General features: G+C 57.0%; 19 protein-coding genes, 1 pseudogene and 1 other annotated feature. Of the genes and pseudogenes, 5 read left to right on the top strand and 15 right to left on the bottom strand.

Going from position 1 to position 20,951, the window contains the following annotated elements; all coding sequences use genetic code 11:
- Positions 1 to 62 precede the first annotated feature (62 nt).
- On the top strand, positions 63 to 362 hold the full coding sequence (locus QWV57_RS14375) for a PepSY domain-containing protein (RefSeq protein ID WP_033006861.1): 300 nt from the start codon (positions 63 to 65) through the stop codon (positions 360 to 362).
- Here the strand turns inward: QWV57_RS14375 and QWV57_RS14380 are convergent.
- Positions 357 to 1,205, bottom strand: a complete 849-nt coding sequence (locus tag QWV57_RS14380) for a YtnP family quorum-quenching lactonase (protein WP_020756862.1) — start codon at positions 1,203 to 1,205, stop codon at positions 357 to 359. The genes QWV57_RS14375 and QWV57_RS14380 overlap by 6 nt on opposite strands.
- Positions 1,206 to 1,285: 80 nt before the next feature.
- Positions 1,286 to 1,939 carry a tRNA (guanosine(46)-N7)-methyltransferase TrmB gene (gene trmB / locus QWV57_RS14385; protein WP_020756861.1) on the bottom strand — a complete coding sequence of 218 codons (654 nt, stop codon included), beginning with the start codon at positions 1,937 to 1,939 and terminating at the stop codon, positions 1,286 to 1,288.
- 208 nt (positions 1,940 to 2,147) lie between these two features.
- Here trmB and QWV57_RS14390 point away from each other — a divergent pair, with 208 nt between their 5' ends.
- Complete coding sequence (locus tag QWV57_RS14390) at positions 2,148 to 2,417, top strand: YtzH-like family protein (protein WP_063193170.1); 270 nt, start codon at positions 2,148 to 2,150, stop codon at positions 2,415 to 2,417.
- A gap of 109 nt (positions 2,418 to 2,526) precedes the next feature.
- On the opposite strand, the gene QWV57_RS14395 is transcribed toward QWV57_RS14390, so the two are convergent.
- From QWV57_RS14395 to pepV, 6 genes are all read right to left on the bottom strand, one after another.
- A complete protein-coding gene (locus tag QWV57_RS14395) occupies positions 2,527 to 3,309 on the bottom strand; it encodes a phosphotransferase family protein (protein WP_301099985.1) in 783 nt (260 codons plus the stop codon).
- Between the two features lie 308 nt (positions 3,310 to 3,617).
- Positions 3,618 to 5,774: a type I pullulanase gene (gene pulA, locus QWV57_RS14400; protein WP_301099986.1), complete on the bottom strand. Its 2,157-nt coding sequence runs from the start codon at positions 5,772 to 5,774 to the stop codon at positions 3,618 to 3,620.
- A gap of 101 nt (positions 5,775 to 5,875) precedes the next feature.
- Positions 5,876 to 6,814 carry a hypothetical protein gene (locus tag QWV57_RS14405; RefSeq protein WP_015375646.1) on the bottom strand — a complete coding sequence of 313 codons (939 nt, stop codon included), beginning with the start codon at positions 6,812 to 6,814 and terminating at the stop codon, positions 5,876 to 5,878.
- An 11-nt stretch (positions 6,815 to 6,825) separates the two neighbouring features.
- Entirely contained in the window at positions 6,826 to 7,404 is a 579-nt protein-coding gene (thpR, locus tag QWV57_RS14410) for an RNA 2',3'-cyclic phosphodiesterase (protein ID WP_015375647.1), read from the bottom strand.
- Complete coding sequence (malA, locus tag QWV57_RS14415) at positions 7,401 to 8,585, bottom strand: maltose permease (protein ID WP_015375648.1); 1,185 nt, start codon at positions 8,583 to 8,585, stop codon at positions 7,401 to 7,403. Before malA ends, thpR begins: the two co-directional genes overlap by 4 nt.
- Before the next feature lie 68 nt (positions 8,586 to 8,653).
- Entirely contained in the window at positions 8,654 to 10,069 is a 1,416-nt protein-coding gene (gene pepV / locus QWV57_RS14420; RefSeq protein WP_020756853.1) for a dipeptidase PepV, read from the bottom strand.
- A 250-nt stretch (positions 10,070 to 10,319) separates the two neighbouring features.
- Here pepV and QWV57_RS14425 point away from each other — a divergent pair, with 250 nt between their 5' ends.
- Positions 10,320 to 10,541, top strand: a complete 222-nt coding sequence (locus tag QWV57_RS14425) for a DeoR family transcriptional regulator (protein ID WP_008880936.1) — start codon at positions 10,320 to 10,322, stop codon at positions 10,539 to 10,541.
- 95 nt (positions 10,542 to 10,636) lie between these two features.
- Here QWV57_RS14425 and QWV57_RS14430 read toward each other — a convergent pair whose 3' ends face one another.
- Positions 10,637 to 11,383 (bottom strand): pseudouridine synthase, encoded by a 747-nt coding sequence (locus QWV57_RS14430; protein ID WP_044744751.1) that lies wholly within the window; start codon positions 11,381 to 11,383, stop codon positions 10,637 to 10,639.
- Positions 11,384 to 11,487: 104 nt separating this feature from the next.
- Here QWV57_RS14430 and QWV57_RS14435 point away from each other — a divergent pair, with 104 nt between their 5' ends.
- Entirely contained in the window at positions 11,488 to 11,700 is a 213-nt protein-coding gene (locus QWV57_RS14435) for a hypothetical protein (RefSeq protein WP_033006856.1), read from the top strand.
- Between the two features lie 201 nt (positions 11,701 to 11,901).
- Here QWV57_RS14435 and QWV57_RS14440 read toward each other — a convergent pair whose 3' ends face one another.
- A complete protein-coding gene (locus QWV57_RS14440) occupies positions 11,902 to 13,527 on the bottom strand; it encodes a putative polysaccharide biosynthesis protein (protein WP_081133060.1) in 1,626 nt (541 codons plus the stop codon).
- 113 nt (positions 13,528 to 13,640) lie between these two features.
- Between QWV57_RS14440 and QWV57_RS14445 the strand changes: the two genes are divergently transcribed.
- Complete coding sequence (locus QWV57_RS14445; RefSeq protein WP_081133059.1) at positions 13,641 to 14,951, top strand: BaiN/RdsA family NAD(P)/FAD-dependent oxidoreductase; 1,311 nt, start codon at positions 13,641 to 13,643, stop codon at positions 14,949 to 14,951.
- Positions 14,952 to 15,143: 192 nt separating this feature from the next.
- Here the strand turns inward: QWV57_RS14445 and QWV57_RS14450 are convergent, their stop codons facing one another.
- From QWV57_RS14450 to QWV57_RS14470, 5 genes and pseudogenes are all read right to left on the bottom strand, one after another.
- Positions 15,144 to 15,323 carry a sporulation protein Cse60 gene (locus tag QWV57_RS14450; protein WP_008880941.1) on the bottom strand — a complete coding sequence of 60 codons (180 nt, stop codon included), beginning with the start codon at positions 15,321 to 15,323 and terminating at the stop codon, positions 15,144 to 15,146.
- 115 nt (positions 15,324 to 15,438) lie between these two features.
- Positions 15,439 to 15,591: pseudogene (locus QWV57_RS14455) on the bottom strand (M4 family metallopeptidase); the annotation flags it as partial.
- Between the two features lie 450 nt (positions 15,592 to 16,041).
- The gene (locus QWV57_RS14460) at positions 16,042 to 16,356 is read right to left on the bottom strand and encodes a rhodanese-like domain-containing protein (protein WP_011232313.1); all 315 of its coding nucleotides are present in this window, start codon (positions 16,354 to 16,356) and stop codon (positions 16,042 to 16,044) included.
- Positions 16,357 to 16,413: 57 nt separating this feature from the next.
- Entirely contained in the window at positions 16,414 to 18,831 is a 2,418-nt protein-coding gene (leuS, locus tag QWV57_RS14465) for a leucine--tRNA ligase (protein WP_129447144.1), read from the bottom strand.
- A gap of 76 nt (positions 18,832 to 18,907) precedes the next feature.
- Positions 18,908 to 19,129 (bottom strand) — a binding site (T-box leader).
- Positions 19,130 to 19,622: 493 nt separating this feature from the next.
- Positions 19,623 to 20,822: an MDR family MFS transporter gene (locus QWV57_RS14470; protein WP_301099995.1), complete on the bottom strand. Its 1,200-nt coding sequence runs from the start codon at positions 20,820 to 20,822 to the stop codon at positions 19,623 to 19,625.
- Positions 20,823 to 20,951 lie beyond the last annotated feature (129 nt).

Raw genomic sequence — 20,951 nt, forward strand, 5'->3', positions numbered from 1 at the left:
TTACATGTTCCGCCAAAATCGGCTATACTAAACCGTATCAAAGCGAGAAGGAGGAAAGAAACATGGCTTGGAAACAGTGGCTCGTCGGCGCCGCCGTCGGTGCGGCCGTCGTCTATGCCATCCGCTCCGCTTCCAAACCGGCGCTCCTTGCCCCGGAACAAGCGCTGGCCATGGCCAAACGCGCGCTTGGCGGTCCGCGCGCCATCCGCGGTTCCTGGATTCAATCCGCCCCGGAGCGGTATGAGAAAAACGGCCTGGCGTACACCGTATACCGCGGCGGCGTCTGCCGCGACGACGGGGATGACGAGTTTTTCATCAACGCCTACACGGGAGCCATCGTAGACGCCAAGCCGCTGTCATAGCGGCCGCTCCCGCTTCACGACGGCGGCCATCGTCCCGTCTTCCTGCCATTTCACAGCCCGATAGTAGGCATCATGGTAGAAGGTAAACCACGCATTTTGCTTTACGCCGTACGGGAGCCATCGCTGTTTGGCAAAAATCGAATCCATGGGGTAATCGTCGTACGCCATCACCCAAAGGACGTTTTGATGGGCGTGCGTGCCAAGCAAATCGCCAAGATGAATGGCCATCTCCCCGTCTGATTCGATGAGCACGATCGCATGCCCGGCGCTATGCCCGCCGGTATGGATGAGGCGGATGCCAGGAACGACTTCCGTTTCCTTTGTAAACGGAACGACTTGATCCGCGATCGGCTCCCAATTTTCTTTCCAATACGTATTGCGCGATCGGATGTTCGGGTTTCGCATTTCCTCCCACTCGACATCCGAGGTGATGATCGCCGCGCGCGGAAACGCCGGCACGAGCCGTCCGTCTTCCCAAACGGTCAATCCGCACGCATGGTCAAAATGCAAATGGGTCATGATGACGATGTCGATGTCGCGCCGCGTCAGCCCGAGCTTGGCAAGCGATTCATCAATCGCTGATTCTTCCGTGACGCCGAAGTTGCGCTTTTGCTTGTCGGTCAGCTTGCCGTTGCCGATGCCGGATTCAATGAGCAGCCGTTTTCCATAGGCTTCCACCAAAATCGGATCGGTGCGCAGCTCGATTTGATTGTTGTCGTTCGGAGGATATTTTTTCGACCAAAGCGGTTTCGGCACGACGCCAAACATCGCCCCGCCGTCAAGATGGGTGACGCCGCCTTGCAGCCATGTCAAGGTGACTTGTCCAATTCGCAACTGTTCCATTTCCTCTCTCCCCCCTCCACTAGTGTACCATTTTCTCCATCAATCGGAAATAGAAAAAGACCCGACCAATCGGTTCGGGCCTATGACGACCGCCGCGGCGGGCGCACCGCCTCGCATCGGTAAATGCGGTTTCCTTTTAAGGAAAATTTTTCCTCATACTCTGTCATGACATTGTCCGTCATGCCGCTTTGATGCAAGTCGAGCTGGACCGATGCGAGCACAAACCCATATTGCGACAAACTGACAAGCGAGTATTCGAAAAACGATTGATTGTCCGTTTTCAAATGGATGTCTCCGTCTTCCGCCAAAATGCGGTCATAGAGCGCCAAAAAGCCCCGATACGTCAGCCGCCGCTTTTCGTGCCGCTTTTTCGGCCATGGGTCGGAAAAGTTCAAATAAAGGCGCGACACTTCCCCGTCGGCAAAAAACGCAGTCAGATCTTTCGCATTGGCGTTCAGCAGCTTGACGTTCGCGAGCCCGCTTTCGATCAGTTTGTCAAGCGCGGACACGAGCACGCTCGGGTACAGCTCGATGCCGATGAAATTGACATCCGGATGAAGTTTGGCCATTTCCGTGATAAATTTGCCTTTCCCCGTCCCGATCTCGACATGGATCGGCCGATCACGGCCGAACAGCTCGCGCCATCGCCCGCGCTTTGCTTCGGGATCGGGAATGACGTATTGCGGATACGCGGCGATTTTGTCTTTCGCCCACGGTTTGTTGCGCAAACGCATATTGACACCTCAGCCTTGTTTCCGTTTGTTGGTTTGACGATACCACACTCGCGCCAAAGAAGCAAACGCGAAAAAACGCCCGGGCCTGAACGCTCTCCCATCTACGCTCACGCGTGGAAGCAGGGGGTCTTTTCGGTTTCGAATCATAAACTCGGCTCGATCCGGGCATGATAAAACCGTACAGCCTGGCGAAAGGATGGTGACCAGCATGCCGCTCGACTATAACCATCAATTGACCTTACTTCGCGACATTTTATCCGAACATCAGCTCGATTGCTGCGGAACGGTTTCCGAATGCGAACAAATTGAACGGCTCGCCAAATCGCTGCTCGCCAACGATGAGGTGAACAGCCAAGTCAAGCAAATTCTCCCCCATATTTACGCTTATGGCCAAGGCGGGAAATACAGCGCTGACTTAAACGCCCACATTTCCGCCCACCAAGGCCAGCTCGCCGATTGGGTGAATGGGCTGTCCTGACCGCGGCGTCTCCGTCATCGACAGCGGAAACAAACGGCGCGGCGACAACCGAACGCAGCGATCGCGCCGCCCCCAGCGCCGGCCGTTCGGACGCTGAGGCCTCGCTTGGTCAACTCTCTACCATGACGCGCTTCAATAACCGAAGCGACTGCTCCTTTTCTTTTTGGCCGTCCTTCCCTTTCGGCCAAAACAGCGAGTGCAACGTATGAGCGATCGTATACCACTTTAGGCGGAGGCCAAGCTGCTCGCTCCATGCCCATCCATATCGGTCGAGCCATGCTTCCCATTCGACGCGCGGAATGTACAGATGAAGCAACATGCCGATGTCGATCGCCGGATCAGCGATCATCGCTCCGTCCCAATCGATCAAGTACAACGTGCCATCGTCGGCCAGCAGCCAATTGTTATGATTGATGTCACAGTGGCAGACAACATATTCGCCATCCGGCAATGACGAAACATGCTGTTCAAGCCAGTCAAGCGCCTGACAGACGACAGAACCACCGGCCGGATGGCGCCGCTGTTGCTCAGCGAGCGCAGCGAGCATCTTCTTCGCGCGCAGCGGAGATTTGCCGAGCCGCTTCAGCATCGTCACCAGCTCTTTTGAACGATGGATTTTCCTTAGCAGCGCCGCCACTTGCTCGCTTCCCATCTCCCACGGCTTCAGCTCCCGGCCGTTCAGCCATTGCTGGGCCGTAAACACATCGCCGTTTTCGAGCCGCTTCGTCCATACAAGCTTCGGGACGATGCCCTCGGCCGACAATACAGCAAGAAACGGAGAAGAATTCCGCTTTAAAAACAATTTCTTTCCTTCACATTCCGCAAAATACGCATCCCCTGTAGCGCCGCCAGCGGGAGTGATCTCCCACTCCTTACCTAGTAACTGTTCCAAGCGTGTTCACCTGCGACTTAAAAATAGAAACGTCTCCGTTTGCTTCTCGCGCCCAAATAAAAAGGACGGCCAGGCCGCGTCCTTCTTCCGTCCATTTTACTTGTATTATACTGAAATACCGCTCCGGCATGCAAACATTTTTCTCGGCAAACACCTTGCTTAAAACTGCCAAAGCGGAAGCGCCCCGCGGCTCCCACTCCGGTCGGCCGCCCTTTCCCGTTTCGTCTCAACGGCGGCATGTTTCATCAAATCGATAACCACCGCTCCTCTGCAAACCTTGAGACAATTCCCACGCGCCGTCTGAGCGATTACCCCGCAGGCTGGACGAGCACCCATGTGCCGACGCCGTCGAGCCGAAGCATGCCGCGCGCTTGGCCAAAGGGCGTTGTCCCGCATCGCTGTCCGTCGCATACAACCGCCCACTCGCGCTCGTCGGGGAGCGCAATGGCGGTCTCTTTCTCCTCGTTATGATGCACGACGATGATGTCCTCCCAAGGCCCATAGACGGCGACATCATGCAGCCGATAGGCGATGACCGACGGCGGCAACGGCTCAAGAAACGTGAAATGACGCAGCACTTCCGCTTCCGTCGCGAGGCGGAACGCGCCATGCGCGCGGCGAAGAGCGATCAATCCTTGAACGTAGCGGACGTCGTCTTCATAGCGGCTTTTCCGCCCCCAATCCAGCTGATTGACCGCATCCGGCGATCGGTAGCTGTTCCCATCGCCGCCTTTCGTCCGATAAAACTCTTGGCCGCTGTGCAAAAACGGAATGCCTTGCGCCAACAGAACGATCGCCGTCGCCAGCTTTTGCCGCTTCCGCCGGAGCCATTCCGGCTCATCATGGTTGGCCGCCTCCATCTTATCCCAAAACGTATGGTTGTCATGGCATTCGACGTAATTGATCGACTGACGCGGGTGGCAAAACAGCCCGCCTAGCGCTCGCAAGCTCCCGGCAATGGCGAGCTTCACCTGTTCTCGGCCGCCTGGGTTGCCGAGGGCGAACCCACGGTCCGGCAAATGAAAGGTGCTCCCTTTCACCGCATCGCGAAACCGGTCATTGAAATAAGCGAAGCGCGGCAGCTGCTTGGCGTTGGCCATCGTCGCCTTTTGTTCCGGTGGAAGGGGCGTCGGCAAGTCCCAACCTTCCCCATACACAAGGATCGACGGATCGATGGCGTCGAGGGCATCACGCACCGCTTTCATCGTCTCGATATCGTGCACGCCCATCAAATCAAAGCGAAACCCGTCAATGCCATATTCTTTCGCCCAAAATACAACCGAATCGACGATCCAGCGGCGCGCCATCCGACGCTCCGAAGCGATGTCGTTGCCGACGCCGGTGCCGTTGGCCGGTTGGCCATAGGCGTCGTAGCGGAAGTAATAGCCGGGAACGAGCCTCTCAAGCGGCGATTGCTCCCGATCGTAGACATGGTTGTAGACCGCATCCATCACGACGCGCAATCCGTTTTCATGCAACGTGCGGATCGCCTGTTTCAACTCGATGATGCGCGCGTATGGATCCGCTGGATCGGTCGCATAACTCCCTTCCGGCGCATATAGATGAAGGGGATTGTATCCCCAGTTGTAAGCCGCTTGTGGGTCGCGCTCATCAACCCCGGCAAAATCGGTAAACGGCATGAGCTGCACATGGGTGACGCCCAGCTCTTTGACATACGAAAGCCCGGTGGCCGTCCCGTTTGGCCCGCTTGTGTTCGTTTCAGCCAGCCCGAGATACTTCCCTTTATGGACGGCGCCGCTGTCCGGGTGGCTCGTAAAGTCGCGGATGCTCAGTTCATAAATGATGGCATCCGTCGGCGAACAGAGCGGCGGAAGCGGCGAAGAAGGCGGCGCCAGCTTCGTTTTCTCCCAGTCGATCACGACGCCGAACTCGCCATTGATCGAAACAGCAGTCGCATACGGGTCCACCGCCTCGCGCCATACGCGGTTGATGCAGGCGATATACGTGTAACACGCTCGCTCCCAATCGCCGGGGACGGCGGCTGACCATACGCCGCGCTCGCCGCGCTCAAGCGGCACGCAATGAACCTCGCCGAGATGCGGATGAACAAGCTTGACGTTGACCGCGGTGGCAGTCGGCGCCCAGACGCGAAATACGGTCTGTTCTTTGAAATACTCCGCTCCTAACGGCCCATCATAGAAAAACCGATCATCAAATGCAGGAGTGCGCACAACGGCGCCGATTTGAACATCGGTCTCCTCCCCGCGGCAAGAACGCACCCAGTATGTCGCTCCAAACTCGAACGCGGATGCAAACCGGCACACATATTTCACCGTCTCCCCAACATCCTCGACGTGCTGCACGGACAGCGGAATCTCCTCGCCGCTCGGCGCCACGAGCGTAAACGGCGCCATTCCATCAAAGCCGAGCGATTTCGGCGCAAGCACAACGATTTGATCCATCTCGTCCAAATAGGCGGCAAACGTTCGGCTGATGTGAAGCATGTGCGTTCACCCCTTTTTTCTCCGGTTAATACCATCATACGTAAAAGAAAAAGGGCGGTGCCAAATCATCGGCCGGTCGCCCTATCGATGCACAGATGTTTCTATTGTTGCCCTTCCTCGCTGTTCATATTCTCGTCTTGCCGGCGGTCGTAAAAGCTGGCGCAATGGCGAAGCAGCGCCTCAGCCGCTTTCAGCTGCCCGTGCCGAAGCGGGAGAGCTGAGCGGCGCAGGCGGGAAAACCACTCGTCATAATTTCGCTTATCAATATAGCGGATAAACGGAAAAAGACCGCCGCTGTCAATGTAGCCGGAGCGGTTTAACAGCACGAGATGGATCGGCCAATCAACCCCATGTTTGCGAAAAATCTCCGAAACGATCTGCTCCGTCCGCCGCAGCGACACGACCGGGTTGACCAGCCTCGTTTCGTTCGTTCCGGCTTGTTCCACCCAAAACCGGCCGGTTGACGCCATGACGATGTTATCCGGCCTTCCTTCGACAAAGGCAATGCACCAGAGCGCGGATGGCGTCAACATCATCGTCTCCAGCTCCACCGGCGCCTTGCCGACCATCGCCACCGGCCGGTAAAAGCATAAATGCGTATCCGGAAACCGCTGCAAAAAATATTTCAACGTCTCATCGCCATACACGGCCTCATCGAGGGAGGAAACGTACATCATCGTGGAACTCGCCCATTTCAGCTGCAACTCGAACAACTCATCCAAAAACTGCTGTTTCAATTCCTCCAGAGTAGCCGCCGGACGAGCCATCGGCGCAAGAGAAAACGGCTCTTCTTCCGTAAGCGCGGCACGGCGGCGCCATCGTTTCGTCAGCCGTTCCCACCATGACGGTTTGTCAAGCCAAACATCCCACGTCTCGCCCGTTTCAAGCCATCCGCTGGCCTCAGCCGTTCGTTCGGCTTGCCACCGCGCTTTTGCCTGCTCCCATTGCCGTTGCTTGAGCCGGATGAATTCCGGTACATAATAGTACACATCCGTTTCGTAACGGGAAATGCAATCCATGAGTTTCACGAGCTGACCCATTGTTTCACCTGCTATTCCCGGTCATTCATCGGCGCGCCAAGCAACGGGAACACGGCGATCGCTTCGTACTTCGGCGTCCGTTCCATATTCGTCCGATACAGCACGATCTCAGGCACCGAAAACACCACCTTGGCCGCGGCAAGCGAACGGAGGCGATCCGGGCGAAACGGTTCGGCTCCCTGCCATTTGCGGGCGATCGTAATATGCGGGGCAAACGGACGCCGGTCCAAGGAAAACCCAAGCTTCATGCACGCTTCATACACGTCGCGCCGCAATCCATTCAACGCTTCTTCCGTTTCGACTCCTTGCCAAAAAACGCGAGGCGCCGTCCGCTCTCCGAACGTCCCAAGCCCGGCAAGCGCGAGGGAAAACGGGGCGCTTTTGGCGGCGACGGCGGCCATCGCCTCGCACAGCGGCGCCATTTTTTTCGGCGGCACATCGCCTAAAAACGCGAGGGTGATATGATAGTCCTCTTCATGCACCCATGTGCGAAACGGCAGCGACGACGCCGCATCCCCCGAAAATCGGGCAATGGCTTGTTTCGCTTCAGACGTCAGCGGAACAGCGATAAAATAATGGCTTCGTTTCACTTCTCTTCACCTGCCGTTCGTTCTCGTTTTGCGAGCAAAAGGAGCACGAGCACACCCACGATCGTGCAGATGCTAAAAAACAAGTAGACAGCGCCGATTTGCCAACGCTCAAACAAATATCCGCCCACCAACGTGCAAAACCACGCGCCAAGGCCATTGCCGACCGCTGAGTATAACGCCACGGCCGTCGCCTGCACCCGCTCCGGCGCCAAGCGGCGCGCATATTGAAGCGCCGTCGGGATCGCCAGCCCGACCGAGCAGCCTTGGACGACCGTCGTTACATACACAAACCAAAGAGGCGGGTCGACCGCGTACGACAGCCAGCGAACCACGGAGATGAGCGCAGCCAATAGAAGAAGCCGCACCATGCCGAAACGGCCGATGAGCCGATCCGCCGCTTTCATAAACGGCGCCTCGCTGCCGGCGGCAAACAAAAAGGCGAAGCCGATGCCAGTTAACGTCCCGCCCAACTCATGAATGAGCAGCCCGAAATACGAGTTATTGGCCAAAATCGGACCAAACAGCAAAAATGTTGCGACAAGCAAGAGCTGAAACGAGCGGAAGGACAGCAGCCGGCGCACATCCCGAAGCGTCAACGCCCCCGGCGCCGCCATCGGGTAGCGCGGCAGACGGGCGGCCAAAGCCAACGCGGCCAGCAGCGCCACAGAAAAGGCGTAAAAAATGACCACAAACGCGACATGATCAGACAGCCATCCGACAACCAACACGGCCGCGGCAAACCCGATCGATCCCCAAAGCCGAATCGCCCCGTAGTTTCCGCCCGAGCGGCGCACATGATGAAGAGCGATGCTGTCGGAGAGTGGAACGATCGCGCTTTGCGCCGCCGACAGCAGCACGGTCAAGGCGACGAACACCCGGTAGCTTCCGGCCAGCGAATAAAGAAACCCAAACAGCGCTGTCACCCCGAGCGCCAGCGTCAACAGTTCGACCGGTTTGCGCGTATAATCGGCCGCCGTGCCCCAAAGCGGCTGGGCCGCCATCGTCACGATCGGGGGAAGCGACATGATCCAGCCGATCGCCGCCCCCGAAAGGCGCGCCTCTTCCTGCAAATAGACGGACAAAAGCGGAAACAACGCGCCAAAAGCAAAAAAGATGAGAAAATAAAAGAGCGGAAACACCTGTTTTCGCACCGCCGCCTCCCGTTTGAACGCCGCTTCCATCCCGTCCCCCCTTTCGTTCAAACAACGCCCGCCCCGCTCTCTTTTTCGCCGGGGCGGCGGACCGCCGTTTATTTCGCCAGCTCGTAAATCGCCTGCGCGTAAATGGCGGTCGCTTTCACCAAATCGTCGATTTCGATATACTCATCTTTCTGGTGGGCGACATCCGGACGGCCCGGAAACAACGCGCCAAACGCCACCCCGGCGTTCAAGGCGCGGGCGTATGTGCCGCCGCCGATGGCCAAAAGCCGGGCCGGCTCGCCCGTCTGCTCTTCGTAGACGCGCTGAAGCGTGCGGACAAGCTCGTGGTTGGGGTCGATATAATGCGGCTTCGTATCGCTGAACCGGCTGAGCGCGAATCCATGTTCAGCCGCGGCGCCAGCGAGCGTCCGGCGGATCGCCTCGCCGTCGGCCGTCACCGGATAGCGGATGTTCAGCCCAATCGTTCCGCCATGCTGCCGGTCATACGACAGCACCCCGACGTTGACGGTCAAGTCGCCGCTTTGTTCGTCGCGATACGCAAGGCCAAGCCGCCGGCCGCGGGCATCGCCGAAAAAGGCGGAGGCCACAAACTGAATGAACGGCCGGCTTCGGCCATCGAGCGGAAGCGACGCCAAAAACTGAGCCAAATAGACGCCGGCGTTTTTGCCGCGCTCCGGCTCGGCGCCATGAGCGGACACCCCTTCCAATTGAAAGACGACGGCCCCTTCGCTTTGCCTGATGCTCCCCTTTACGCCGCGCTCCCGGCAAAACTGTTCATAGAGGCCAAGCAGCTCCTCCGTCCGTCCCGCTCCTTCCACCACCGCTTCGGCCGCATCCGGCACCATATTGTAGCGGCGCCCGGCTTGGAATGAGGCAAGCGCGAGCCCTTCCGCCTCCGCCGATTCAAGCGGGCGGTACGACAAATCGGCGTCAATGATTCCTTTTTCGGCATGAATGATCGGAAAATCAGCATCCGGCGCAAATCCGACATCCGGCATTTCTTCATGACGAAAATAGTGCTCTACGCACCGCCAGTCGCTTTCCTCATCGCCCCCGATGATAAGCCGCACCCGCTTGCCAAGCGGCAGCCCGAGGTCACGGATGATTTTCATCGCGTAAAACGCCGCGACGGTCGGCCCTTTGTCATCGATCGCGCCGCGCCCGTAAAGGCGGCCATCGCGCACCTCAGCGGCAAACGGATCCATCGTCCAGCCGTCCCCAGGCGGCACGACGTCGATATGGCCGAGCACGCCGACAAGTTTCTCCCCATGCCCCATTTCGATATGCCCGGCAAACCCGTCCACATTTTTGACGCGAAACCCTTCCTCCCGGCCGCGGCGAAGCATATGCTCAAGCGCCTCGGCCACCTTGGGCCCAAACGGCGCGCCCGGCTGCGCCTGCTGATCATCGCGGACGCTCGGAATGCGGACAAGCGCTTGCACGTCGCGGACAAGATCGTCTTTTCGTTTCTTCGCTTCGTTCATCCAGTCGATGTTCAACGCCATTCTTCCTTTCCTTATTCAACACCCTTTGTTGCCAACGTATCATATCAAAAACAGGAAGTCAAAATGTTTCATTCGTTGCAAATCGATTTCCGTTTCATGACAAAATGTTGAAATTTTTCGTGAATAGAGGCAACCGGGTAGCATTTTCCCTCTCATTTCGTGTACAATGGTAGTAAACAGACAAAGACATCTCTCATCTGCTAGCAGTCGGTTGTGCCATGCGAATGATGCTAAGATAGGGAGTGGTCTTTTGAAACCTTCAACACATCGGATGCTTACCCGCATCAAATCCGTGTATATGTACATTAGCGAAAAAGGAACGGTTACGACCCAAGAGCTTGTTGATGAGTTCGGCACCACCCCACGAACGATCCAGCGCGACTTAAACGTGCTTATGTACAACGATCTCGTTCGCAGCCCAAGCAAGGGCAAATGGACGACCACAAACAAAAAAGTGCGCATCTCTTCGTAAACCCGGTGCCAATAGGGTAGGCAAGATGGGAGATGAACGCGAACCATTTTTCCACAGATGAATATCCACTATTTTTCCATAAAAAAGGAACCGCGTCAGGTTCCTTTTTTTTCGTCCGTCTCTGGCCGGTATTGCTTCAACATGTCCACCTCTTCGTCCGTCAATTCCCGATACTCGCCGACGGCCAAATCCGGGTCAAGGGCGAGCGGCCCCATTTGAATTCGTTTTAAATAGACGACCCGCTTGCCGACCGCTTGAAACATCCGCTTCACTTGATGGAACTTCCCTTCGGTGATCGTCACCTCGACATCGGAACGAAGGCCGGATTTCAACACAACGAGCTTGGCCGGCTTTGTTTCATAGCCGTCATCAAGGACGACGCCGCGCTGAAACGCCGCGACATCCGCTTCCGTCACTTCCCCGTCCACGACGGCAAAATACGTTTTCGGCACGTGTTTTTTCGGCGACAACAGCTGATGGGCGAGCTGGCCGTCATTCGTCAAGAGCAGCAGCCCTTCCGTATCTTTGTCAAGCCGCCCGACCGGAAACGGGGAAAATGCCCGGTCTTCTTCTTCAAGCAAATCGACGACCGTCTCTTCCACGGCATCTTCCGTCGCGGAAACGACCCCCGAAGGCTTATTCATCATCAAGTAAATGAATGGCTTGTACTCGACCGTTTCTCCCCAAACGGTCACGATTTGCTCATCCGGCCGCACTTTCGTTTTCGCATCACGAACCGGCGCGCCGTCCACTTTCACCGCTCCGGACTTGAGTAGCTTTTTCACTTCCTTCCTCGTCCCATACCCCATATGGGCGAGCAGCTTGTCAATGCGCAGCTCCACAAATCTCCCTCCTAAAAATATGGCCTTCATTAGGCGTTCATCTAGTCCGCTTCCGCCTTCCCCCCATACACTGTGAAGGAAACATCAAGAAGGGGGATTTGCCGATGAATGAATATTACTATTATGTCCCAACGTTGGATGATTACCGTCAACAGCCGCCAGCCAGCCAATTTTGGCCCGGATACCCAGGCGGGCCATTCGCCAACTGGGCGCGGCGCATCGAACGGCTTGAGCGGGCCGTCGAACGGCTCGACCGCCGGCTCGACCGGGTGGAAAGCCGCCTCGATCGCGTCGAACGCCGGCTCGGCCTGTCGTAAGCGAAATGGAGAAAGAAGGCGGGGACGACCGCCTTCTTCTTTTTTTGCCACAAGCCGAACGGCATGGGGGAGGGCGAAAAACAGCCGTCGTCGAACCCTTTCGCTCGGGCGCCGCGATGTTCGCAAGAAGCGCCGTCCGCCAGGCTCCCGGCCTAAACGAGCCGCTTCTAGGAAACGGCCGATCCCCCCATACACCCTCGTCTACGATACCGCCTTTTTCTCTTTCCGGCGCCAAAACGCAAACCGGTCGCCAAACAGCGCCGAAAACAACCCGGAGCGGATGCTGAGAAACAAGTAGATGGCCGCCCCGACCGCTGCGCCGATGGAAACAGCGCCCACCGATTCAGCGGTGCCGGCGCGGTAATCGATCCATCGGGACGCCAGCGCCTCGACCCCCATAACCGCCGCTGACATCGCCGCCGTCAGGATGGCCATAAACGCCGTCCGGCGGGCGACAAACCGATAGCGGTAGCGCGTGCGGCGCTGAATGACCCATAAGTTGAACGCCACCGAGACGAAATAGCCCGCCATCGTGGCCACAATGGCCCCGACGGCCGACCATTTCATAATGAGCGGCGTGTTGAGCAAAAGCTTCACAAGCAAGCCGGCTGTCAAACTGACGACCGTAAACCGCTGCTCGTTGATGCCTTGCATGATCGCCGCCGTCACAGAAAACAAAGCGTACAAAATCGCCGCCGGCGCATACCAGCGCAACACTTGTTCACCAAGCGGATCATAGCTGTAAAACGAGCTGTACACCGGCCCTGCAAGCACCGCCATGCCAATCACCGCCGGGAGCGTTAAAAACATGAGCACTTGAAACGTCTGGTTCAAATATTGCCGCAGCGCTTTCCGGTCTTGCGCGACATACGCTTTCGTAATCGTCGGGATGAGCGCCAAGCTGAACGAGGTCGCGAGCGTCACGGGGATGACGACGAGCTTTTGCGCCCACATGTTGAACACGGAATACGCGTGCTCCGAGATGCTCCCGCGGCCCGCCGCCGCCATCGCGTGATTGAACGTAAACTGATCGACGAGCTGGTACAGCGACATCGACAAGCCGACAAAAACAAACGGAATCGAAGAAAGAAGCAGCTCTTTATACATCGCCAAAAGCGACACGTCCGCTTCGCCGCGGTCACGCGCAAGCAGCGACTGCAAATACGGACGCCGCTTCCACCAATAGACAAGCAACACCAAAAGCCCCGCCGCCGCCCCGACAAACGCGGCAAACGTCGCCGCGCTCACAGCGGAGACGATCGAGCCGTCCATCAGGCGCAAAATGACGTAGCACGCCCCAAGCAAAAACGCGATGCGCGCGATTTGTTCGACGACTTGCGACAGCGCCGTCGGGCCCATCGACTCATGTCCTTGGAAAAATCCGCGGATCAAGCTCATCACCGGCACGATGAGGAGCGCAAAGCTGACCGCGCGGATGACGGCCGTGACGTCGTCGACCGAGTTGACGTTCGTTTTCGCATCGATGACGTGCGGCGCCAAGATGGGCGCCAGGGCGTACAAAATGAGCCATGAGGCGATGCCGCTTGCGATCATCAAGACAAGGCCGGAGCGAAAGAGCCGATAGCCAACGCCGTATTCCCCAAGCGCGTTGTATTTCGACACAAACTTTGACACCGCCACCGGCAGCCCGCCGGTCGCCAAGCTCAAAAAAATTTGGTACGGCACATAGCCGTATCCGTACAGCGCCCCGCCGCGCTCGCCGACAAGATGGTAAAACGGGATGACGTAAAATAAACCAAGAAGGCGAGAAATCATCACGCCAGCCGTTAAAATAAACGTGCCGCGCAGCAGTTTCGATGTTGACATATGACCCCTTCCCTAGCCATGGACGTTGAAAATGACAACGTATCTATTTTACCATAGTTGTCAATGGAACGAAAAATATCGGCCACGCGCAAAAAAGAAAGGGTGGAATGAACATGGGATACGACGTCATCATCATCGGCGGCGGTCCGTCCGGGCTCATGGCGGCCATCGGCGCCGGCGAAGAAGGGGCGAAGGTGCTCTTGTTGGAAAAAGGAACGAAGCTCGGGCGCAAGCTCGCCATCTCCGGCGGCGGACGCTGCAACGTGACGAATCGGCTGCCGGTGGATGAAATGGTCCGCCATATTCCCGGCAACGGCCGCTTTTTATACAGCGCCTTTTCCGTATTTAACAATGAAGACATCATCCGCTTTTTTGAGCGGCTCGGCGTGCCGCTCAAGGAGGAAGACCACGGCCGCATGTTTCCCAAAAGCGACAGCGCCCAGTCGGTCGTCGACGCGCTTGTTCGCGAATTGTCGCGCCTTGGCGTCGATGTTCGGCTTGAATCGCCAGTGGCGGACGTGTTGTATGAACAAGGAAAAACAGTCGGTGTCACGCTGAAAAGCGGGGAGACGATCCACGCCCGTGCGGTTGTCGTCGCCGTCGGCGGCAAATCGGTGCCGCAAACCGGCTCAACGGGCGACGGCTATCCGTGGGCGGAAAAAGCGGGCCACACGGTGACCGAATTGTTTCCAACCGAAGTTCCGATCGTCTCGCATGAGCCGTTCATCAAAGAGCGGACGCTGCAAGGCTTGTCGCTGCGCGACGTCGCGTTAAGCGTCTTAAAGCCGAACGGCAAGCCGATCATCACCCACCGGATGGATATGCTGTTTACGCACTTCGGCATTTCCGGCCCAGCTGCTCTCCGCTGCAGCCAGTTTGTCGTTAAGGCGTTGAAAAAAGCGGCGGACGGCGCGGTCGAAATGAGCATCGACGCGCTTCCGGACGTGACGCAGGAAGAACTGTTTCAACATTTCGCCAAGCTGTGCAAAGAGGAGCCGAAAAAGGCGATGAAAACGATCGCCAAAACGGTGCTTCCCGAGCGGTACGCCGTCTTTTTGCTCGAGCGTGCCGGCATCGACCCGCACGCCTCTGCCGGCACGGTGAGCCATGACGCCTTGCGGGCGTTCGTCCGCCTGTGCAAACAGTTCACCTTCCATGTCCACGGCACGCTGCCGCTTGAGAAAGCATTCGTCACCGGCGGCGGCGTGTCGGTCAAAGAAATTGAGCCGAAAACAATGGCCTCCAAATGCATGGCCGGCCTTTACTTTTGCGGGGAAATTTTGGACATTCACGGCTACACGGGCGGCTACAACATCACCGCCGCCCTTGTCACCGGGCGGCTCGCCGGCGTGAACGCCGCCCGCTATGCATTGGCGGAAAAAAACGGGGCGAGCGGCTCCGCGGGGCAGACAGCAACGAATTGACCGCCGTCCTCATGCCCCTCGGGTGCTCCGGGGCGTCCGCTGACATTCCGACAACGCCCGTCTTCAAGGCGGGCGATCGCAAAATTTCGCCGCCTGAAATGGAAATGCCGCAACGAAAAAAGCGTCGCCCGCTTTGGGGGGATCAGCACGAAAACGGCCAAAGAATCCCACAGTCTGGAGCCGTGTGAAGTGTCAAGTCCGGTAAATGACCATGGCGGAAAAACAGTAGATTTGCTCGCCTTCCGATTCCATCGCCGCCACGCTGTACTTGACATCGATCAACTGTCCGTCTTTCAATCGGGCTAAAAAATCATTGACCGCCGCTTCCAAATCTTTTTCATGCTCTTTATCAAACACTTTCACTTTGTACATCGCCATTCCCCCGTTTTCTTTTTCCTTTTCCACGCATTTAGGGAAAATCCTGCCCACAAAAGGCGTCACGCGCCCCCGAACAGCGGGACGCGTGACGTCAGAAACTTCATTCGTCTTAATACACGCCAACCGCATTGAACGCCTGTTTCACCGAGTTGACTTCTTGGCTTGTCGACCCGTACAAATCAGCGGCCGCTTGCACGCAGGCGGCGCGCAGCTGGCTGAAGTTCGACGTCGGCGTCAAATAGTAGACAAGCGCCCGGTAGAAACTTTCATCAAGCGGGCGAATTTCAAGCGGTCGCCGAGTTTCAACAGAGAGCTCCTCCTTCGAACAAGTGTCTGATTTTACCGAAAATTATATCCTTTCCTTTTTTTTCTTTCATCACACTTTGGTACTAAAACAAAATGGAAAAAGCGCCCCAAAAAGCTGGGACGCTTTTTCGCTCATGCAAGACCAGCGGCAAACAACCATTGGACCGTGCGGGAAGAACAATATTCACCGTTGAGAAACGCGGAACCGCCCGACTCCCCACTATACGCCGACCGAAGACGCGCAAGCCGCCGGACGCATGAAAAGGCCGGCGCCAGCAAGCCATTCCTCTTGACCGAGCGGGGCTGTTCCATCCGCTGACACGTTCGGTCGTTTTGGTCTCGACAAAAACGGGATCACTTTGGATGATGGCCCACCGCCATGCCCTGTTCTTTGAGCCGAAAGCGCTTATTGCTTCGGCGCCGTTTCGCCTTCCCACTCGAGCATGCCGCCCGTCATGTTGCGGACGCGATAGCCGAGCTCTTGCAAGTAGCGGCAGACGTTTTCGCTCCGCCGTCCGGAGCGGCAGACGAAAATATATTCTTCATTGCGGTCGAATTCCTCAAGCCGATCGGGGATGTCGCCCATTTTAATATGTTTGGCGCCGGGGATCATGCCGAGGGCGACTTCTTCGTCTTCGCGCACATCGACAATGTTCAGCTTTTCCCCGCGTTCGAGTTTTTCTTTCACTTCAGCCGGCGTGATTTCCTTGATCTCTTCCATGGCAGATCGACCCCTTTCGTTGGTGGATCAGGAGCGGGCCGAAGCCCGCCCTCATCATTAGTTGGCGACGATATTGACGAGCTTGCCGGGGACGGCGATCACTTTGCGCACCGTTTTGCCCTCAAGCTGCTCTTTGATTTTTTCATCGGCGAGCGCCCGCTCCTCGAGCGCTTCTTTTGGCAAGTCAACGGGCACGTGCAAACGCGACCGCACTTTGCCGTTGATTTGCACGACGATTTCCACGACGTCCTCGACAAGCTTCGTTTCATCATACGTCGGCCACGGTTCATAGGCGATCGTGTCCGTGTGGCCAAGCTTTTGCCACAGCTCCTCGCCGATGTGCGGACAAACCGGTGACAACAGTTTGACAAACCCTTCCATGTATTCTTTTTTCATTTGCTCGGCTTTATACGCTTCGTTGATGAACACCATCAGCTGCGAAATGGCAGTGTTAAAGCGCAATGCTTCATAGTCTTCCGTCACTTTTTTCACCGTTTGGTGATAGACGCGCTCGAGCGTGTCGTTCGCCGGTTCGTCGACAATGTTCGGGTTCAGTTCGCCATGTTCGGTGACAAAGAGCCTCCAGACGCGGTCAAGGAAACGGCGCGCGCCGTCGAGCCCTTTCGTCGACCAGGCGATCGACGCTTCAAGCGGCCCCATGAACATTTCATACAGCCGCAGCGTGTCGGCGCCATGGCTTTCGATGATGTCGTCCGGGTTGACGACGTTGCCTTTTGATTTGCTCATTTTTTCATTGTTTTCGCCTAAAATCATCCCTTGGTTGAACAGCTTTTGGAACGGTTCTTTCGTCGGCACGATGCCAAGGTCATAAAGAAACTTATGCCAGAAGCGGGCGTACAGCAAATGCAAGACCGCGTGCTCCGCCCCGCCGATGTAGACGTCGACCGGCAGCCATTTTTTCAATTTCTCCGGATCGGCGAGCTGCTTGTCGTTGTGGGGGTCGATGTAGCGCAAGTAATACCAGCAGCTGCCCGCCCATTGCGGCATCGTGTTCGTTTCACGCCGCCCTTTTTTGCCGGTTTTCGGGTCGACGACGTTGACCCATTCTTCGATGTTGGCGAGCGGCGATTCGCCCGTTCCCGACGGTTTAATTTCATCCGTTTTCGGCAACACAAGCGGCAATTCCTCTTCCGGCACCGGCGTCATCGTGCCGTCTTCCCAATGGATGATCGGAATCGGCTCGCCCCAGTAGCGCTGGCGGCTGAACAGCCAGTCGCGCAGCCGGTACGACACTTTTTTCCGCCCTTTGCCGTGCTCCTCAAGCCAGGCGATCATTTTGTCGATCGCTTCCTGCTTGTTCAAGCCGTTCAAAAACTCGGAGTTGATATGCTCACCATCTCCGGTGTACGCTTCCTTTTCGATATTCCCGCCGGCAACGACTTCTTTGATCGGCAAGTGGAATGTTTTCGCGAATTCATAGTCGCGCTCGTCGTGCGCCGGCACGGCCATGATCGCCCCAGTGCCGTAGCCCATCAAGACGTAGTCGGCGATCCAAATCGGAAGCCGATCGCCGGTGACCGGGTGAATGGCGTACGCGCCGGTGAACACGCCCGTTTTTTCTTTCGCCAAATCGGTGCGCTCAAGGTCGCTTTTGCTTTGAATTTCCTTTAAGTAGGCGTCAACGGCTGGCTTTTGCTCCGGCGTCGTGATTTTTTCAACGAGCGGATGCTCCGGCGCCAAGACGGTGTACGTCGCGCCAAACAGCGTATCCGGACGCGTCGTGAACACGGTGAATGTTTCGTCATGGCCGTCGACGGCGAACTCGATTTCCGCTCCTTCCGAACGGCCAATCCAGTTGCGCTGCATCTCCTTAATGCTTTCCGGCCAGTCGAGCTCTTCCAAATCTTCAAGCAAGCGGTCGGCATAGGCGGTGATTTTCAGCATCCATTGCCGCATCGGCTTGCGGATGACCGGATGCCCGCCGCGCTCGCTCCGGCCGTTGATCACCTCTTCGTTCGCCAGCACCGTGCCGAGCGCCGGGCACCAGTTGACCGGCACTTCATCCATGTAGGCGAGCCCTTTTTCATACAGCTTCAAGAAAATCCATTGCGTCCATTTGTAATAGTTCGGGTCGGTCGTATTGATCTCCCGGTCCCAGTCGTACGAAAAGCCAAGCGATTTGATTTGCCGGCGGAAATTGTCGATGTTTTTTTGCGTAAACTCCGCCGGGTCGTTGCCGGTATCGAGCGCATATTGCTCGGCCGGCAGCCCGAACGCGTCCCAGCCCATCGGGTGAAGGACGTTGTACCCTTGCATCCGCTTCATGCGCGCCAAAATATCGGTCGCCGTATATCCTTCCGGATGGCCGACGTGCAAGCCGGCGCCGGATGGATACGGGAACATGTCGAGAACGTAAAACTTCGGCTTGTCGTCATCATCGGACGTGCGGAACGTTTTGTTTTTCTCCCAATAGTCCTGCCATTTTTGTTCAATTTCGCGGTGGTTGAAGCTCATCGCAGCACTCCTCCTATCAAGTTCTACTTGCATCATTGACGAAAATATGTACAAAAAAACCCCCCCATCCCCACAGCAAAGGGACGAGAGGCGCGCTTCCCGCGGTACCACCCTTTTTGGCGCGCCAAACGGCGCACCCGCTTTCTTCCTTAACGCGGATGGACGGCCGGCGCTGTCGATGACCGTTCACGCCGGCAACTCCGAGGCGAGTTCACGAGCCGACTTCGGTTGACTCGCACCATCCGTCAACTCTCTGCCGTCCGTCGGGCCCGCTACTGCTCCTCTTCACCGTTATTCGCCTTATTCGCACGTCAACTACCCCCACTTCGCTAACGCTTGAAGTGGGGGCTTGCAACTCCCCAGAAGTGCAAACGGACTTCGTCCTCCTTCCTTGACTTGGGGTTGCATCAGGGGGCAGGTTGACGACTACCCAACGACGCAGGTCATGCCTGCATCGTTACCGATTCTCTCGGTGTGTCTGTTGGCAGTACTTGGCTTCCACACACAACAGACAGACCTACGCTCATGTTTTACGGTTGCAACGTTTCCTGCAACCAACTCCATCCATCGAGCAGCCGTTATTGGAGTGCCTTTATTTAACAGTTTTCTCCACGTCTTTATTCTATCATACACAAAAGAAAGGGGGAACGCACATTCCTCTCCCACTTACTCCCTTTGGTCGTTGAAGTGGGAGTCTCCTGCGCGAAATAGGATGAATCGAGCGATGAGTGGACAGAATGACAAATTTATTATTATTTTAAAAAATTTGTCGATCAATTGCAAGCCGAAATCTATACGGAAGCCGCGGTTTTTTCATCCGCGTTCTCCGTCCGCTTCGGGAGCCGACGATCATGCAAAAGCGCGGCCAGCACCGCCAATAAGGCAAACAATGCTAACATCATGATGAGCAGCTTCATTCCAAACAGATCGGCGACCGAGCCGCCGATGACCGGTCCGATCATCCGTCCGGCCGTGGCCGTTCCGTTGACGATTCCTTGGTAAAACCCGGCCTTCCCCGGCGGCGCCCATTCGTTCACCGCGGCCGGAATCGCCGGCCAGACGATCATCTCGGCGATCGTGAGCACCATCATGGACGCGGCAAACTCTGCAAACGAATGCGCCCCCAACAGCATGGCAAACGAAACGGCGAAAATCAGAAAACCGATCACGATTTGCCGCTTCAACGTCGGCATGAAGCGGCGGATGACCGCTGACAACAGCGGCTGGGCCAAGACGATCAACGCGCCGTTGATCGTCCAAAGCAAACTGTACTGCCCGACCGGTATCCCGAGCTCGCGCGTATAGGCGGCGATCGTCGTCGACCATTGGACATAGCTCAACCAACACAGTCCATAGCCGGCGCAAAGGAGGGCAAGCGCCCAGCCCGCGGCGCGGGATGGCGCTCTTTCCGCTTCTCCGGATCGTTTCTTTCTCGGCGGCGGCAAGAGCGGAACGCGGCGCAGCCCGGCCACAACCGTAAACAAAAACGCGGCATACAACAAAAGATTGGCGAAAAAAACGAGCGAGAACGAATATGAAGCGACAAGCCCGCCAAGCGCCGACCCGACGGCGACGCCGATGTTTTGCGCGACATACAAGGCGTTGAACGCCCGCCGCCCCCCTTCCGGCCAAATCGCCCCGGCGTACGCCGACGCGGCCGGAAAGACGACGCCACTGCCAACGCCGACAAACGCCAAAAACACCGCATAATGCGGCCAACCGTGCCAAACGCTTAAGCCGCCGAGCGCGGCTATCGTCAACATCGCTCCGGCCAACAAAACGCGAAACCCGCCGATCCGGTCAAACAAAAAGCCGCCGGCCAAGCTGCCGATGACGCTTCCCCCAGAGTTGAGCATGAGCACGACACCAGCGACAGCGAGCGGCTGGCCGAGCTGTTCGTGCAAATAGATCGTGTTTAGCGGCCATAGAAACGACGCCCCTGTCACATTGAGCGCCATGCCGACAAGCAGCCACCAAAGAGCGCGGGGCATCGGTCATCATCCTTTTCTGGCTTTTATTTTGAGTTCCGAAATAATTGTAGGGGAAAACAGGAAAAAATGCAATCAAAAAGGCGGAGCGTTCCGATGCGTCCGCCACTTTTTTGCCAAACTAACTCCCCA

This window comes from Geobacillus zalihae (genome assembly GCF_030414215.1).
Lineage (GTDB): Bacteria > Bacillota > Bacilli > Bacillales > Anoxybacillaceae > Geobacillus > Geobacillus zalihae.